The organism is Bradyrhizobium yuanmingense (assembly GCF_029167105.1).
Lineage (GTDB): Bacteria > Pseudomonadota > Alphaproteobacteria > Rhizobiales > Xanthobacteraceae > Bradyrhizobium > Bradyrhizobium yuanmingense_A.
In genome coordinates this window covers 155,149-170,540 of sequence record NZ_JARFML010000014.1, presented here as the reverse complement: position 1 = coordinate 170,540, position 15,392 = coordinate 155,149, and the positions used below count along the sequence as shown (strand labels likewise).

The following is a 15,392-nucleotide window of genomic DNA, read 5'->3' as shown; positions in this document are numbered from 1 at the left end:
AGTGGCGATGAGCAGATTGTTGCGAACCGGGCTGAATGCGGGCGAGGCCGCGCCGATGGCCGTGGTCGGCGGCGAGGGCGTCTACTTTCACCTTGCGGACGGCCGCAAGCTGATCGACGGCAGCAACACCGGCGGCGGTCTCGGCCATCGCCATCCCGCAATGGTGGAAGCGATCCGCCGTGCGGCCGATACGCCCGTCGTCAACGAAGGCTGGACCTGGGTCGGCCGCGAGCAGGCCGCCGACGATCTGATGGCCATCGCCTTCAAGGGCGAAGAAGGTTGGGTCGGCGCGGTGCGCTTCTGCATCAGCGGCAGCGAGGCCAACGACATGGCGCTGTCGCTCTGCCAGGCGCTGACGCAGCGCTCGGCCCTGGCAACGCGCGAGCGCGCTTATCACGGCATCACCGGCCTCTCGCGCAGCATGACGGTGCAGCCACAATGGCACGGCGGGCTCGCGGTGCACGCCGGCGGCTCGAAGCTGCCGGCACCGATGGCGCCGGTGCGGATCCTGCCGGCGCCGGATGGGGCGATCTATGGCGCGCCGGCTAATAACGCGCCACCCAGCGAATATCTCGCGAATGCTCCGCGCCTGCTTGCGGACACGGCGGCGACGATCATCGACTACACCCAAGGCGGCATCTATTACGACGGTGCCTATCAGGACGAGGTCGCGCGCTGTGCGCGGCAGGCCGGGTCTTACTGGATTGCGGACGAGGTCGTCACCGGCGCCGGCCGCGCTGGGCGCTGGTTCGCGTTCCAGGGTGCGCAGAGCCGCCCCGATATCGTGACGCTCGGAAAGTCGCTCGGCGGCGGCGCGGCGGCCGTGGCCGCTGTGGTGGTGTCCAAGGACATCGTGGAGCGGCTCAAGGGCACGAGCTGGCAGAACTACGGCACGCTGCGTGGCCATCCGATCAGCATGGCGGCCGTCAGCGCCTATCTGAAGGTCGTCAGCGACGACAAGATTCTGGAACACGTGAAAGATCTGGAGAAGCTGTTCACCCGCCGCCTTCTCGCAATCGCGCAAAAGCACCCGAGCGTGCAGCGCGTGGCTGGGCAGGGGCTGCACTGGACGGTGGAACTGCACGGCCCGGACTGGCGGACTTGGCACGCCGACACCACCGAGGTGCCGATCGCCTCGCGCGTCGCGGAGCGCGCACTGGAAGCCGGCGCCGTGATCGGCACCAGCGGCGAGCAGACCTCGCTGTTCCTGGCACCACCGCTGGTGATTTCCGAGTGGGAGGCTAACCAGCTTCTGGACGCGCTCGACCACGGCCTCGATATCGCTGACGAGGAGCACGGGTGAACCACACAACGTCCCTGATGTCACCGGCCTGGCCGGCGGACGAGCCCTGGTATCTCGCGATGCCGGAGGGGACGCTCTACGACGCGCTGGCGCGTGCTGCACGTGAACGGCCAACGCATCCGGCGACAATGTTCTACGGCGCGAGCCTGAGCTACGCAGAGCTGCGCGACCGGGTCGATGCCATGGCCGGCTTTCTGCAAGGCGTTTGCGGAGTGAAGCGCGGCGATCGCGTCATGATCGCGCTGCAGAATTCGCCGCAATACGTCATCGCTTACTATGCGACGATGCGGGCGAACGCCGTGATCGTGCCGGTCAATCCCATGAACAAGACCACCGAAATCGCGTATCTCGCCGCGGACAGCGGCGCCAGGGTTGCAATCATCGGCAGCGAGCTAAGCAATGTGTTTGCACCGCTGGTGGGCGAGGCGATTACGCATGCGATTGTCGCCCAGTACCGCGACGAAGTTCCAGCCGCGACGCCCTACACGCTGCCATCATGCGTGACCGACGCGCCGTTGGAGCCGCCGTCATCACCGGGCTGGTATTCGTGGTCGCCCGTGATTGTGCAGGGCCTGCAGCCGGGTGCGATGGAGGCGGGGCCGGACGATCTCATGATCCTGCCCTACACGTGCGGCACGACGGGTGAGCCGAAGGCGTGCATGCACACCCATCGCAGCGCGCTGTTCACCGCCGTCTTGCAGGCGCGCTGGTATGGGCTCGATGGCAGTGACGTGATGACCGGCTTCATGCCGCTGTTCCATGTCGCGGGCATGCAGGGCTCGATGAATGCCGCCATCGTTTCCGGCGCCACGCTGCTGCTGATGGCGCGCTGGGACAAGGATCTGCTGCCGGATTTGTTCGAGACCTATGGGGTCACGTTCTGGAACGCTGCGCCGACCATGATCGTGGATGTGCTCGCCAGCGCCAGTTTCCGCGACAAATGTTTTGCGAAGCTCAAGGTGCTGACTGGTGGCGGCGCGGCGATGCCGACAGCCGTCGCGGAACGGCTGAAGGGGCGGTTTGGGCTCGATTTCGTCGAGGGCTACGGCATGACCGAGACGATGTCTCCGACGCACCTTAATCCGATGGCGGCGCCGAAGCGGCAGTGCCTCGGCATCGCCGTGCACGAGACCGACGCCAGGGTGATCGATCCCGAGAGCCTGGTCGAGCTCGATGACAATGTCGTCGGCGAGATCATCGTGCACGGGCCGCAGGTGCTGCAGGGGTACTGGAACAGGCCGCAGGCGGATGCTGAAGCCTTCATCGAGCGCGACGGCAAGCGGTTCCTGCGCACGGGCGATCTCGGCTACCGCGATGCCGGCGGCTATTTCTTCGCCGTCGATCGCCTGAAGCGGATGATCAATGTCAGCGGCTTCAAGGTGTGGCCGGCCGAGGTCGAGGCGGCGATGTACCAGAACCGCGCCATCCGGGAATGCTGCATCATTTCAGCGCCGGACGGCTATCGCGGCGAGACCGTCAAGGCGCTGGTGGTGCTCGATGACGCCGCGCGCGACGACGTCGGAGAGCGACATCGTCGGCTGGGCGCGCAGGGCGATGGCGAGCTACAAGGCGCCGCGCGCCGTCGTCTTCGTCGAGTCCCTGCCGCGCACCGCCAGCAACAAGATCAACTGGCGGCTGTTGCAGGATGCCGAATGGGGGCGGACGGCATGAAAGCTGCTTGGCTGGAATATCGGCACGGAGCCGCGTTATGCTCGGCGCGGCGGAAGATCCTGCAAGCCGACGCTTCCCCCCAGACATCACCAGGAACTCGCTGATGCGCATCGTCAATGTCGCCGCCGCCCAGATGGGCCCGATTCAGAAAGCCGACAGCCGCGAGGCCGTGGTCAAGCGCATGATCGCGCTGATGGACGAGGCGAAAGCGAAAGGCGCCGACCTGATCGTCTATCCCGAGCTGGCGCTGACGACGTTCTTTCCGCGCTGGTACGTCGAGGACCGCGCCGAGTTCGACATCTGGTTCGAGCGCGAGATGCCGAACGCGGCAACCAGGCCGCTGTTCGAGCGCGCGGCCCAGCACGGAATGGCGATGAATTTCGGCTATGCCGAGCTGACGCCCGACGGTCATCACTTCAACACAGCTATTCTCACCGACAAATCCGGCAAGATCGTCGGCAAATACCGCAAGGTGCATCTGCCGGGCCATGTGGAATACGACAGCAAGCGCTCGCATCAGCACCTGGAGAAGCGCTATTTCGAGCCGGGCGATCTCGGCTTCAAGGTCTGGCGCGAGCTCGGCGGCATCATCGGCATGGCGATTTGCAACGACCGCCGCTGGCCGGAGACCTATCGCGTCATGGGCCTGCAGGGCGTCGAGATGGTGCTGATCGGCTACAACACGCCGTCCGTGAATGCCGAGAAGAGCGAGGAGGGCGTCGAGAAGCGCCTGTTCCACAACCGTCTCTCGGTGCAGGCCGGCGCCTATCAGAATGCGACCTGGGTGGTCGCGGTCGCCAAGGCCGGCAATGAGGACGGTCATCCCTTGTTCGGCGGTAGCCTGATCGTCGATCCCAATGGCGAGATCGTCGCCGAGGCCAAGACCGAGGACGACGAGGTGCTGGTTCACGCTTGCGACCTCGATGCCACCACCTTCGGCAAGACCACGATCTTCGATTTCGCCCGGCATCGCCGCATCGAGCATTACGGTCTGATCACCAGCCAGACCGGCGCGGTGCCGCCGCCGGAGAAATGACGCCGATGACTGACAAGGGCATATCCTTGCGTGAGCTCGATCCGCGCGATCGCTACAAGCTGCTTTGCGGCGTGGTGGTGCCGCGGCCGATCGCGCTGGTGACGACGCTGGACGAGAACGGGGCGGTGAATGCCGCGCCGTTCAGCTTCTTCAACGTGTTCTCCGAAAGTCCGGCGCTGATTGTGCTCGGGCTGCAGCACAAGCCGGATCACTCGCCGAAGGACACCACCCGCAACATCCATCGCGACGGCGAGTTCGTGGTGCACATGGTCGACGAGGCGCTGTCGGGCGCGATGAACGAGTGCGCGGTCGATTTCCCCTCCGGCGACAGCGAGGTCGCCGCAGCGGGTCTTGCGACGCTTCCCTCTGTCGACGTGAAGGTGCCGCGTCTCGCCGCGGCGCCCTTCGCGCTGGAATGCCGGCGCCATGTCGTGCTGACCTTCTCGCCGGATCGCGAGCTCCTGGTCGGCGAGGTCTTGCGGGTTCACGCCCGCGAAGGGCTGGTCGATACCGCCAACATGTATGTCGATCTCGACGCCTACCGGCCGATCGGCCGCATGTTCGGCAATCTCTACACCACTCAGCGGGATACGTTTGCCCTTGTCCGCGAGAGCCATGCGCAATGGCTCGCGCGCCAGGGTGCCAAAGAGCTGAAGGACGCCTAGTGAGCCGAGAACTGCACCGTACCCAGCGCCATGGTAACGGCCGCCTGCGTCGGGTCGATGACGGGAATCCGCAGCGCGTCTTCCAGCGCACGGCGGTGGCGCGCCATGCCGGCGCAGCCCATCACGACGGCGCGGGCACCGTCCTCGTCGCGCAGCGCGCGGCCGACCTCGATCATTTTGGCGAGCGTACCTTCGCCCGAAGCGGTTTCGGCGACGCTCATGTTCAGCGGCCGCTCGCCGGAAAAGCGGTCGGTCAGGCCCATCTGCCTGAGATAACGCATGTGACGCGGGATCGAGCGCTGGGCGATCGCGATGACGCCGAAGGTCTCCGCGCGGGAAAGCGCCGTCAGCACGCCGCACTCGGCGATGCCGAACACGGGGCGGTCGGTGCCTTCGCGGCAGACCTGCAGCCCGGGATCGCTGTAGCAGGCGATGACGAAGGCGGCCGAGCTGTTGTCGCTTTCGACCAGCTTTCGCAGCGGGATCGCAACGCTATCGGCGTCCGCCTGGCTTTCGATGCCGAACGGACCCTCGGCCAGCGTCTGGCAGACCACTTCCGGCCCGCCCTCGAAATCGAGCGCCTTCAGCGCGTCCTCCAGCCCCTGCGTGACCTTGTGGTTGGAATTCGGGTTGATGACGAGAATGCGCGGCCGGGACATGATGGACTTCCTGCGAAATTAAGAGAACGTGCCTCGAGCCTATCACGGAGTGCCTCATGACTGAACCCGCTTACGACCTGATCATCCGCGGCGGCCGCGTCGCCACCACGACCGACGTCTTCGAGGCCGACGTCGCCATCTCCGGCGAGACCATTGCGGCCATCGGCCGCGGGCTTCCGCCCGGAAAGCGCGAGATCGACGCGCGCGGCAAGGTGGTGTTGCCCGGCGGCGTCGACAGTCACGCCCATATCGAGCAGCTGTCGGCTGCCGGCATCATGAACGCCGATACGTTCGAGAGCGCCACCGTCTCTGCCGCTTTTGGCGGCACCACCACGGTGATTCCGTTCGCGGCTCAACATGTCGGCATGAAGCTGCCACAAGTGGTCGAGGACTATCACGCCCTCGCGAAGAAGGGTGCGGTGATCGACTACGCCTTTCACATGATCATTGCGGACGCGACCAAGGAGACGGTCGAGGAGCACATTCCCGCGCTGGTGAAGCAGGGCCATGCCTCGATCAAGATCTTCATGACCTATGACCGCCTCAAGGTCGACGACGAGCCCTTGCTCGACATCCTTCTCGCCGCGCGTCAGTCCGGCGCGATGCTGTGTGCCCATGCCGAGAACCACGGCATCATCGCCTGGATGGTGAAGCGGCTGCTTTCGCGCGGCTACACCATGCCGAAATACCACGCCGTCAGCCACGCCCGCGTGTCGGAGGCGGAAGCCTTCACCCGGCTGATCGGCATGGCGGCGCTGATCGACCAGCCGATCATGATCTTCCATGTCTCGACCGCCGAAGGCGCCAAGGTGATCCGCGACTCGCGCGGGCAGGGACTCAAGGTCTTTGCCGAGACCTGTCCGCAATACCTGTTTCTGACCGCCGCTGATCTCGATAAGCCCGGCGCGGAGGGGGCGAAGTGGATGTGCAGCCCGCCGCCGCGCACGCATGCCGACCAGGAGGCGCTGTGGCAGGCGCTGTCGCTCGGCGACCTCCAGACCATCTCGTCGGATCACGCGCCGTATCGTTACGACGAGACCGGCAAGCTGCGCGCCGGCCCCAATCCCAACTTCAAGCAGGTCGCCAACGGCCTGCCGGGCCTTGAGCTGCGGCTGCCGCTGCTGTTCGATGCGATGGTGTCGAAGGGACGGCTGGGCCTCGAAAAGTTCGTCGAGCTGACCGCGACCGCCCCGGCAAAGATCTATAACCTGCATCCGCGCAAGGGCTCGATCGCCGTCGGCGCCGACGCCGATATCGCGATCTGGGATCCTAACCGCGAGGTCACCATCGCCGACGAGATGATGCACGACCTCGCCGGCTACACGCCGTTTGCCAGCCGCAAGCTGAAAGGTTGGCCAGTGTCGGTGCTCTCGCGCGGCCGCGTGATCATCGAGGGCAACAAGTGCCTCGCGAGCGCCGGCAGCGGAAAGTTCCTCGCGCGCAGCGGCGGCGAGGCGGCCAGGCCGACCGGCCGGCTCGTCGCCGACATGGATCCCGAACGGAATTTTGGGGCAGAGCTGCTGTGACGGTGGATCGCGCGCGATGAAGATCGTCATCTTCGGTGGCACCGGCTTTGTCGGCCTCAATCTGTCCGAGGTGCTGCTCGCACGCGGGCATGAGGTGACGCTGTATGATCGTGCAGCATTGCCGCCGTCCGCGCAGCGATCTCTTGCCGACTACGGCGCGCGGATAAATGCCGTGCAAGGCGATATCACCGACGCAGACACCATCGATGCCCTGATCGCAAAGGGCTGCGATGCGATCGTGCTCGGCGCGGCGGTTACCGCCGGCGATGACCTCGAACGGGTATCGCCCGCGCGCGTTCTCGAGATCAACGTCATGGCCCAGATCCCGATCCTCCAAGCCGCGATTCGCCATAGCGTTCGCCGTGTCGTGAATCTGTCATCTGCGTCGGCCTACGGCGCCGCGGGTGCGCGGGTCGACATTCTGGACGAGGAAACGCCGTGCGATCCCGTCTCGTTCTATGCCATCAGCAAGTTCACCTCGGAACGATCGGTGGCGCGGTACGCCGCACTTTTTGGCGGTGATTTCCTGAGTGTGCGGTTGACTGCGGTCTTCGGGCCGTGGGAGCGCCCCGGTTCAGTGCGCGATACGCCGAGCCTCCAATATCAGATATTGGCCGCATTCGCTCGCGGCGAGCCGGCCATCATGCCGGAGCCGGGTCTACGAGACTGGACTTACGCGCCGGACGCTGCCGAAGCTGTCGCGATTCTGGTCGAAGCCGAGCGCCCACGTCACCGGCTGTACAACATCTCGAACGGCGGGGTGTGGCCCGCATTGCAGTGGGGCGAGGCGTTCGCAGCATTGCATCCCGGCCTGGAGTGCCGGCTCGCGGCGCCCGGAGAGAAGACGGCCATCAAGCTGCACGGGCCCGATCGCGCGCCGCTCTCGGTCGCGCGAATGGCCGACGAATTCGGCTGGCGCGCGCGGTTCGGCTGTGCCGAGTCCGCTGCCGCAATGAGCGCCTGGCTGAAGCAGCACAAGGAGTGGATCTGAGATGCGGCTTGAGGGGCGCACGGCCATCATCACCGGCGCGGGCTCGGGCATCGGCCGCGCCAGCGCAAAACTGTTCGCGGAGGAGGGCGCACGCCTCGCTCTGGTCGATCGCGACGTCGCTGGCCTCGAGGAGACAATGAGCCTGGTCGGCGAAGCGACGATGCATGTCGGCGACGTCGGCGATGGCGCATTCGCCGAAACCGTCGTCGGCGACGTCGTGGCCCGGCATGGCCGGCTCGATATCCTCATGACGGCGGCTGGCTTCTCCTGTGGTGGCTCGGTGCTGACGACGAGCCTGGAAGACTGGGATGCGGTGTTCCGCGCCAATGTCGGTGGCACCTGGCTGTGGGCGCGGGCCGCGGTGCCGCAGATGCAACGGCAGAACAGCGGCTCGATCATCACGCTGGCCTCGCAGCTCGCCATTGCCGGCGGCAAGGGCAACAGCGCCTATATCGCCGCCAAGGGCGCGATCATCAGCCTGACGCGCACCATGGCGGTGGATTTCGCAACGGACGGCATTCGCGTCAACGCAATCGCTCCCGGCGCGATCGATACGCCGATGCTCCGCCGCAGCTTTGCCCGTCACGCCAATTCCGAGGCGGTGCGTGAAGCCTCGCGCAACCGTCACGCCATGAAGCGGTTCGGAGTGCCTGAGGAGATCGCGCAGACCGCGCTGCATCTCGCCAGCGATGCCTCGTCGTTCACAACGGGCACCGTGATGGTGGTCGACGGAGGCTGGCTCGCGGCATGAGTGGGACGCTGACCCAGCTCGAAGCCGATATTCGCGCCGATCTCGCGATGATCGCGCATCCCGGCGCGGCGTGGCTCGAACCGAAGACGGGGCCAGACGGCAAGCCGGCGCTGGATGTTCTCATCATCGGCGCGGGTCAGTCCGGCATCGCCATCGGCTTCGGCCTGCTGCGCTCGCGCGTCAGCAACATCCTGCTGATCGACAAGGCCGAGGAGGGCAAGGAGGGGCCGTGGCTCACCTATGCCCGGATGCCGACGCTGCGCAGCCCGAAGGACTACACTGGGCCCGACCTCGATATTCCCAGCCTGACCTACCAGTCCTGGCACGAGGCCCGCTTCGGCAAGGCGAGCTGGCAGGAGCTCGGCCTCATCGCGCGCGAGCATTGGGCGGAGTATCTGCTCTGGCTGCGGCGCACGGTCGGCTTGCCGGTGCGCAACGCTTGCGAGCTGCTGGAGATCGCGCCGGCGGCTGGCGGCCTGCTCGCTGCGCGCGTGAAACGGGCAGGAGGGGTCGAAACGCTCTATGCCCGCAAAATCGTGCTGGCGACAGGGCAGGAGGGCATGGGCGGCTGGATGATTCCGGAGCAGCTGATGCATCTGCCGGCGAGCTCTGTTGCAACCGTCGCCGACGACATCGATTTCGAAGGCCTGCGCGGCAAGCGCGTCGCCGTCATCGGTGCCGGCGCCTCCGCCTTCGACAATGCGGCGACTGCGCTGGAGGCCGGTGCCGCTGAAGTGCACCTGCTGTGCCGCCGTGCGCAGATCCAGGTGATCCAGCCCTATCGTTGGCTGACCTTTCGTGGCTTCCTGCGTCATCTCAGCGATCTCGACGATGCCTGGCGCTGGCGCTTCATGCGCAAGATCCTCGAAATGCGCGAGGGATTTCCGCAACCGACCTATGACCGCTGCGCGCGTCATGCCAACTTCACACTGCACGAAGGCGCGCCGGTCGAAGCTGCGCGCAAGACCGATAACGGCGTTGAACTCCAGACACCGCGCGGCGCCATCACCGCCGATCTCGTCATCTGCGGCACCGGCATCGACATGGACTTTGCCGGCCGCAGCGAGCTTGCCCAGTTCGCCGACAACATCGCCACCTGGGCCGACCGCTACCAGCCGCCGGAAGACGAACGCAACGAACGGCTCGGCCGCTTTCCCTATCTCGCCGACGACTATGCCTTCACCGAGCGCGTGCCCGGAAAGACGCCGTGGATCGCCGACGTCCATCTGTTCGCCATCGCCTCGACCATGAGCTTCGGTCCGTCGGGATCGTCGATCAACGCGATGACGACGGCCGTTCCAAAGCTGGTCCACGGCCTGACGCGCGGCCTGTTTCGCGCCGATGTCGAACGGCACTGGGATTCGCTCAGCGCCTATGACGTGCCGCAGGCCGTGGTGACGCGTCCAGCGCGAGAAATGGGGGAATCGCTGTGATCACCCATGCGCCGTCGCGACCTCGCGTCCCTCGAAATGTCCGATCGGACTGGCGCGCAACTTGCTTCCTTCTAAACCTGCCTTGCTGGCGTTCTCGTTCGAAATTCAGGGAAACACCAATGCGTTTTGTGTCTTTCAGACTGGCGACCTCAGTTCTCGCTACCACTGCGCTGTTGCTCATCGCCGCCGCGCCGTCGCAAGCGCAAACCAGGGCAGAGACCTTGCGCTACGTCACCGGCGCCTCCGTCAACACGCTCGATCCCAACATCCCCGGCTCGACCCGCGAATCCTTCGCGCTCAGCATGAGCACCTATGACCGGCTGGTGGCATTCGGCCGCAAGCAGCTCAACGGCAAATGGGTGTTCGACCTCGACACGATCACCGGCGAGCTCGCCGAATCCTATGACGTCAGTCCCGACGGCCTTAAGATCACCTTCCGCCTGCGCAAGGATGCAAAGTTCCAGGACGGCTCGCCGGTCACGGCCGAGGACGTCAAGTGGTCGCTCGACCGCTGCGTCACCGCGCCGATCCTCGGCAAGGCGCAGCTGCTGACGGGCTCGCTGACGTCGGCCGATCAGTTCAAGGTGATCGATCCCCTCACCATCGAGGTGACGCTTCCAAAACCCGACAAGCTTGCGCTGCCCAATCTCGCCACCGTCTACCCGATGATCATCAACTCGAAAGTGGCGAAAGAGCACGCGACGGCTGACGATCCCTGGGCCACGGCCTGGCTGAAGGAGCACACCGCCGGCAGCGGCGCCTATGCGGTCGAGAGCTTCAAGCCGGGCGAGCAGGTGATCATCAAGCGCAACGAGGCCTGGAACCGCGGATCGCCGGGCAAGCCGGCGTTCTTCAAGCGCGTCATCGTGCAATCGGTGCCGGAGCCGGCGACCCGCGCCAACCTCGTCGAGCGCGGCGATGCAGATCTCGTGCTCGACCTGCAGGCCAGCGACGTGCAGTCGCTGGAGGCCAAGGGCAAGCTCAAGGTAATCTCGACGCCGCAATACAACGCGGTCACCTACGTCTCGATGAACAACCAGATCCCGCCCTTCGACAACGTCAATGTCCGCCGCGCCATCGCATCCGCGCTGCCCTATGAGGACATGTTCAAGGCGGCCCTGTTCGGCCGCGGCGCGCCGCTGTTCGGTGCGACCTGGCCGGACGGCAAGCCGCTGAACGGCATCTATCCGTTCCAGCAGCCGGTGAAGTTGGATCTCGACAAGGCCAGGGAGTACCTCAAGGCAGCAGGTCTGCCCGAAGGCTTCTCGACCACCTTCAGCTTCAATGTCGGCCAGGCCGCGACGGCCGAGCCAATGGCCGCCCTCGTCAAGGAGTCTCTTGGCAAGATCGGCATCAAGGTCGACATCCAGAAGCTGCCGGACGCGCAGATGTCGACGCAGATCAACGAGAAGAAGCTGCCGTTCTTCACCGAAGGTATCGTCGCCTGGCTGCCGTCGACCGACTATTTCTACCGCAATTTCTACACCGGCAGTCAGCGCTGGAACTACTCTTCGATCAACAACCCGGACCTTGCCGCGATTGCGCAGCAGGCCCGCTTCGAGCCGGATAAGGCCAAGTACGAGGAAGCCGGCCGCAGGCTCAACGCGATGCATGTCGACCTGATGCCGCAGATCATGCTGTGGCAACCCAATCAGGATGCGGTGATGGCGCCGTCGGTCGAAGGCTACACCTACGAGTTCCATCGCCAGGTGGACTATCGCGATGTCAGCCGCAAGTGACACTTGCGGCCAGCAGGGACGCTGAATGGTGACGACCGGACTTGGTGCAACATTGGTGCGGGCGGGCAGGCGGCTGTTGTCGTCGCTACCGGCGTTGTTCGGTGTGCTGGTCTTCACCTTCCTGTTGATGCGCGTCCTGCCCGGCGACCCCGCGGTGTTCTTCGCCTCGGGGCCCAACGCCGGCAAGGAGGAGATCGAGCAGATCCGCAAGCAGATGGGGCTCGACAAATCCGTCCCGGAGCAGCTCGTGTTCTATCTCTCCGACATCGGCCACGGCAATCTCGGCCGCTCCATGATGACCGGCCAGCCGGTGCTGAAGGACCTGCGCGAGCGATTGCCGGCTTCGCTGGAGCTCACCTTCACCGCACTGCTGATCGCGCTGATCGCGGCAGTGCCGCTTGGGGTGCTGGCGGCGCTGCGGCCAGGATCGATCATCGATCACGGCGTGCGGCTGTTCTGCGCACTCGGCGTCTGCGTGCCGACCTTCGTCTCGGGCCTGCTCTTGATTTACGTCTTCTATTATCTGTTCGGGCTGGCCCCTGATCCGACCGGGCGCATCGACGTCTTCACCTCGCTGCCGCCACAGCGCACCGGCTTCCTCTCGATCGATTTCCTGCTCGCCGGCGACTTCGAGGGCTGGTGGGCGGCCTGCAGGCAGTTGATCCTGCCGGCGGTGAGCATGGCGCTGTTCGTGATCGCGCCGCTGGCGCGGATCACGCGGGCCTCGATGCTGGTCTCGCTCGGCAGCGATTTCGTGCGCACCGCGCGCTCGGTCGGATTGTCCTGGCGCAAGGTGGTCGTCACCTATGCGCTCCGCAACGCGATCCTGCCGGTCATCACCATCGCCGGCATCGTGTTCTCGACCATGCTGGGCGCCAACGTGCTGGTGGAGAAAGTGTTCTCCTGGCCGGGCGTGGCCTCCTATGCGCTCGACGCGCTGCTGTCGTCCGACTATGCGCCGGTGCAGGGTTTCGTGCTGCTGATGGCCAGCCTGTTCGTGCTGGTCAATCTCGTCGTGGACATCTGCTACGGCATCGCCGATCCCAGGGTGTCGATCGAATGACCAGCGCCACACTTCGCCATTCGGTCTGGATCCTGCGCGGCAATCCGCTCACGGCGGTGGCTGCGGCCGGGGTGACGCTGTTCGTCCTGGTCGCGATCTTCGGACCGTGGATCGTGCCCTACGATCCCGTGGCCTCGAACGTGTCGGAGGCGCTGCTGCCGCCGAGCGCGGCGCATATCGCCGGCACGGACCAGCTCGGCCGCGACGTGTTCAGCCGTCTCATCATCGCCGCGCGGCTCGACCTTGCCATCGCAGTCTCTGCGGTCGGAATCTCCTTCGTGATCGGGGCCGTCGTCGGCGCGTTCTGCGGCTATGCCGGCGGACGGCTCGATCGCGCTGTCGGCCGCTTCGTCGACGTCATGATGGCCTTCCCGCTGTTTGTGCTGGCGATGGCGATGGTCGCCGCGCTCGGCAACCGGATCGAGAACATCGTGATCGCGACCGCGATCATCAATCTTCCGTTCTACATCCGTTTCGCGCGCGCCGAGGTCAACGTCCGACGCAATGTCGGCTGGGTCGAAGCCGCACGCGCCTGCGGCGAGAGCCATTTCTCGGTGGTGCTGCGCTTCCTGCTGCCGAACATCCTGCCCGCAATGGCTGTGCAGATCTCGCTCAATCTGGGCTGGGCCATTCTCAATGCCGCCGGCCTGTCCTTCATCGGCCTCGGCGTCAAGCCGCCGACGCCGGAATGGGGCATCATGGTCGCGGAAGGGGCGCGCTTCATCTCCACCGGACGCTGGTGGTTGGTGGCCTTTCCGGGCCTTGCGCTGATGCTGGCCGTGCTGTGCTTCAACCTCCTCGGCGACGGCATGCGGGACATTCTCGATCCCCGGATGCGCACATGAGCGAGGACCTGCTCAGGATCGACGACCTCCACGTCGCGTTCTCGACGCGGCGGGGCATGGTCGAGGCCGTGCGCGGCGTCACGCTCACGGTCAAGGCCGGCGAGATGCTCGGCCTCGTCGGCGAGAGCGGCTCGGGCAAGTCGGTTACCGGCTTTGCGACGACGCGGCTGCTCGATGCAGCCGGCCGCGTCACCGGCGGCAAGATTCTGTTCCGTGGGCAGGACGTCACCAAGCTCCGCGGCGATGATCTGCGCCAGCTGCAGGGCGCCGCGATGTCGATGATCTTCCAGAATCCGCGGGCGGCGCTCAATCCGATCCGCGCGATCGGCCTGCAGATCGCGGACGCGATCCTCACCCACAAGCGCATCTCGAAGGAGGCCGCGCGTGCCGAGGCGCTGGACCTGCTGCGTGCGGTCCAGATCCGCGATCCCGAGGCGCGGATGAACGCCTATCCGCACGAGCTCTCCGGCGGCATGTGCCAGCGCGTCATGATCGCGATCGCGATCTCCTGCAATCCCGCACTGCTCATCGCGGACGAGCCGACGACAGGGCTCGACGTCACCACGCAGAAGGTGGTGATGGATCTCCTGGCTGACATTGCCGCCGCGCGAGGCATGGCGACGATCCTGATCACGCACGACCTCGGCCTTGCCGCGCGCTATTGCCGCCGTATCGCCGTGATGGAGCGCGGCCGCATCGTCGAGGAGGCGAGCCCCGGCATTCTCTTCGGCGCGCCGCAGCACGCTTATACGAGGCGTCTGGTTGCGGCATCGCCGACGGCGACGTCGCGGATCCAAGATCTCGTGACGGAGGAGGAGCGGGAGCGCTACGCGACTGTCGTCAGCAAGCCCAGGCAGGAACCCGCACACGGGACCCCGCCGCTGCTGGAAGTGCGTAAATTGGCAAAACGTTTCGACCAGGGCCCCGCTGCGGTTGCCGACTTCTCGATGACCATAGCGGGCGGCGAGAGCGTCGGGCTGGTCGGTGAATCCGGCTCGGGCAAGAGCACGACCTCGCGCATGATCTGCCGCCTGATCGATCCGAGCGAGGGCGACATCGTGTTCGACGGGCAGTCGATCGGGCATGTGGCGGCGCGCGATTTCCACCGCTCGCCGTTGCGCAAAGACATCCAGATGGTCTTTCAGGACCCGAACGAGAGCCTCAACCCGCGTTTCACGGCGTTCGATTGCATTGCCCATCCCTTGATGCGGCTCGATGGCATGCGCTCGGGCGAAGGCTTGCGCAAACGGGTGGAAGAATGCGCCGAGCGGGTCGGACTGCCGCTCGATCTGTTGCCGCGGTTTCCGCATCAGCTCTCCGGCGGGCAGAAGGCCCGCGTCGGCATCGCCCGCGCCATCGCCAGCAGGCCGCGGCTGCTGGTCCTGGACGAGCCGACCGCCGCGCTCGACGTCTCGGTGCAGGCGGTGGTGCTGCAGCTGCTCGATCGCCTCCGGCGCGAGAACGACATCGCGCTGCTGTTCGTCAGCCACGATCTCAACGTCGTACGCATGCTGTGCGACCGCACCATCGTGCTGCGCAACGGCGGCATCGTGGAGCAGGGCGAGAGCCGGGCGCTGTTCGATAATCCGAAGACGGACTACACGCGCAAACTGGTCGAGGCGATCCCGCATATCGAGACCGGGCCGACGCTGGCGGCCGCTCTGTGACTCGCGCTTCTGGACCGGCCAAATGGGGATGAGATCCCGCTGG

13 protein-coding genes are annotated in these 15,392 nt (G+C 65.7%); 12 read left to right on the top strand and 1 reads right to left on the bottom strand.

The annotated features are described in order from the left end of the window. Positions 1-7 precede the first annotated feature (7 nt). Genes P0R31_RS20145 through P0R31_RS20125 form a run of 4 tightly spaced genes read left to right on the top strand, consistent with a single transcriptional unit; the run spans position 8 to position 4,675 of the window. Positions 8-1,303 (top strand): aminotransferase class III-fold pyridoxal phosphate-dependent enzyme, encoded by a 1,296-nt coding sequence (locus P0R31_RS20145; protein WP_275515791.1) that lies wholly within the window; start codon positions 8-10, stop codon positions 1,301-1,303. Continuing rightward, complete coding sequence (locus P0R31_RS20140) at positions 1,300-3,078, top strand: long-chain-fatty-acid--CoA ligase (RefSeq protein ID WP_430516848.1); 1,779 nt, start codon at positions 1,300-1,302, stop codon at positions 3,076-3,078. Before P0R31_RS20145 ends, P0R31_RS20140 begins: the two co-directional genes overlap by 4 nt. Beyond that, positions 3,078-4,010 carry an N-carbamoyl-D-amino-acid hydrolase gene (locus P0R31_RS20130; RefSeq protein ID WP_275515790.1) on the top strand — a complete coding sequence of 311 codons (933 nt, stop codon included), beginning with the start codon at positions 3,078-3,080 and terminating at the stop codon, positions 4,008-4,010. The genes P0R31_RS20140 and P0R31_RS20130 overlap by 1 nt, the downstream gene beginning before the upstream one ends. Beyond that, positions 4,007-4,675, top strand: a complete 669-nt coding sequence (locus P0R31_RS20125; protein ID WP_275515788.1) for a flavin reductase family protein — start codon at positions 4,007-4,009, stop codon at positions 4,673-4,675. Before P0R31_RS20130 ends, P0R31_RS20125 begins: the two co-directional genes overlap by 4 nt. On the opposite strand, the gene P0R31_RS20120 is transcribed toward P0R31_RS20125, so the two are convergent. Further along, positions 4,672-5,334 carry an aspartate/glutamate racemase family protein gene (locus P0R31_RS20120; RefSeq protein WP_275515786.1) on the bottom strand — a complete coding sequence of 221 codons (663 nt, stop codon included), beginning with the start codon at positions 5,332-5,334 and terminating at the stop codon, positions 4,672-4,674. The genes P0R31_RS20125 and P0R31_RS20120 overlap by 4 nt on opposite strands. A gap of 56 nt (positions 5,335-5,390) precedes the next feature. On the opposite strand from P0R31_RS20120, the gene hydA reads away from it, so the two are divergent. The 8 genes from hydA (at position 5,391) to P0R31_RS20080 (ending at position 15,349) form a co-directional block, all read left to right on the top strand. Then, positions 5,391-6,860, top strand: a complete 1,470-nt coding sequence (gene hydA, locus P0R31_RS20115; protein ID WP_275515784.1) for a dihydropyrimidinase — start codon at positions 5,391-5,393, stop codon at positions 6,858-6,860. A gap of 16 nt (positions 6,861-6,876) precedes the next feature. Then, positions 6,877-7,851: an NAD-dependent epimerase/dehydratase family protein gene (locus P0R31_RS20110; protein WP_275515783.1), complete on the top strand. Its 975-nt coding sequence runs from the start codon at positions 6,877-6,879 to the stop codon at positions 7,849-7,851. Position 7,852: 1 nt separating this feature from the next. Continuing rightward, positions 7,853-8,602, top strand: a complete 750-nt coding sequence (locus P0R31_RS20105) for an SDR family oxidoreductase (protein ID WP_275515782.1) — start codon at positions 7,853-7,855, stop codon at positions 8,600-8,602. Continuing rightward, the gene (locus P0R31_RS20100; protein ID WP_275515781.1) at positions 8,599-10,035 is read left to right on the top strand and encodes an NAD(P)/FAD-dependent oxidoreductase; all 1,437 of its coding nucleotides are present in this window, start codon (positions 8,599-8,601) and stop codon (positions 10,033-10,035) included. The genes P0R31_RS20105 and P0R31_RS20100 overlap by 4 nt, the downstream gene beginning before the upstream one ends. A 119-nt stretch (positions 10,036-10,154) precedes the next feature. After that, a complete protein-coding gene (locus P0R31_RS20095; protein WP_275515780.1) occupies positions 10,155-11,774 on the top strand; it encodes an ABC transporter substrate-binding protein in 1,620 nt (539 codons plus the stop codon). A 28-nt stretch (positions 11,775-11,802) separates the two neighbouring features. Continuing rightward, on the top strand, positions 11,803-12,837 hold the full coding sequence (locus tag P0R31_RS20090; RefSeq protein ID WP_275515847.1) for an ABC transporter permease: 1,035 nt from the start codon (positions 11,803-11,805) through the stop codon (positions 12,835-12,837). Further along, complete coding sequence (locus P0R31_RS20085; protein WP_036005271.1) at positions 12,834-13,682, top strand: ABC transporter permease; 849 nt, start codon at positions 12,834-12,836, stop codon at positions 13,680-13,682. Before P0R31_RS20090 ends, P0R31_RS20085 begins: the two co-directional genes overlap by 4 nt. After that, a complete protein-coding gene (locus P0R31_RS20080) occupies positions 13,679-15,349 on the top strand; it encodes an ABC transporter ATP-binding protein (protein ID WP_275515779.1) in 1,671 nt (556 codons plus the stop codon). The genes P0R31_RS20085 and P0R31_RS20080 overlap by 4 nt, the downstream gene beginning before the upstream one ends. Positions 15,350-15,392 lie beyond the last annotated feature (43 nt).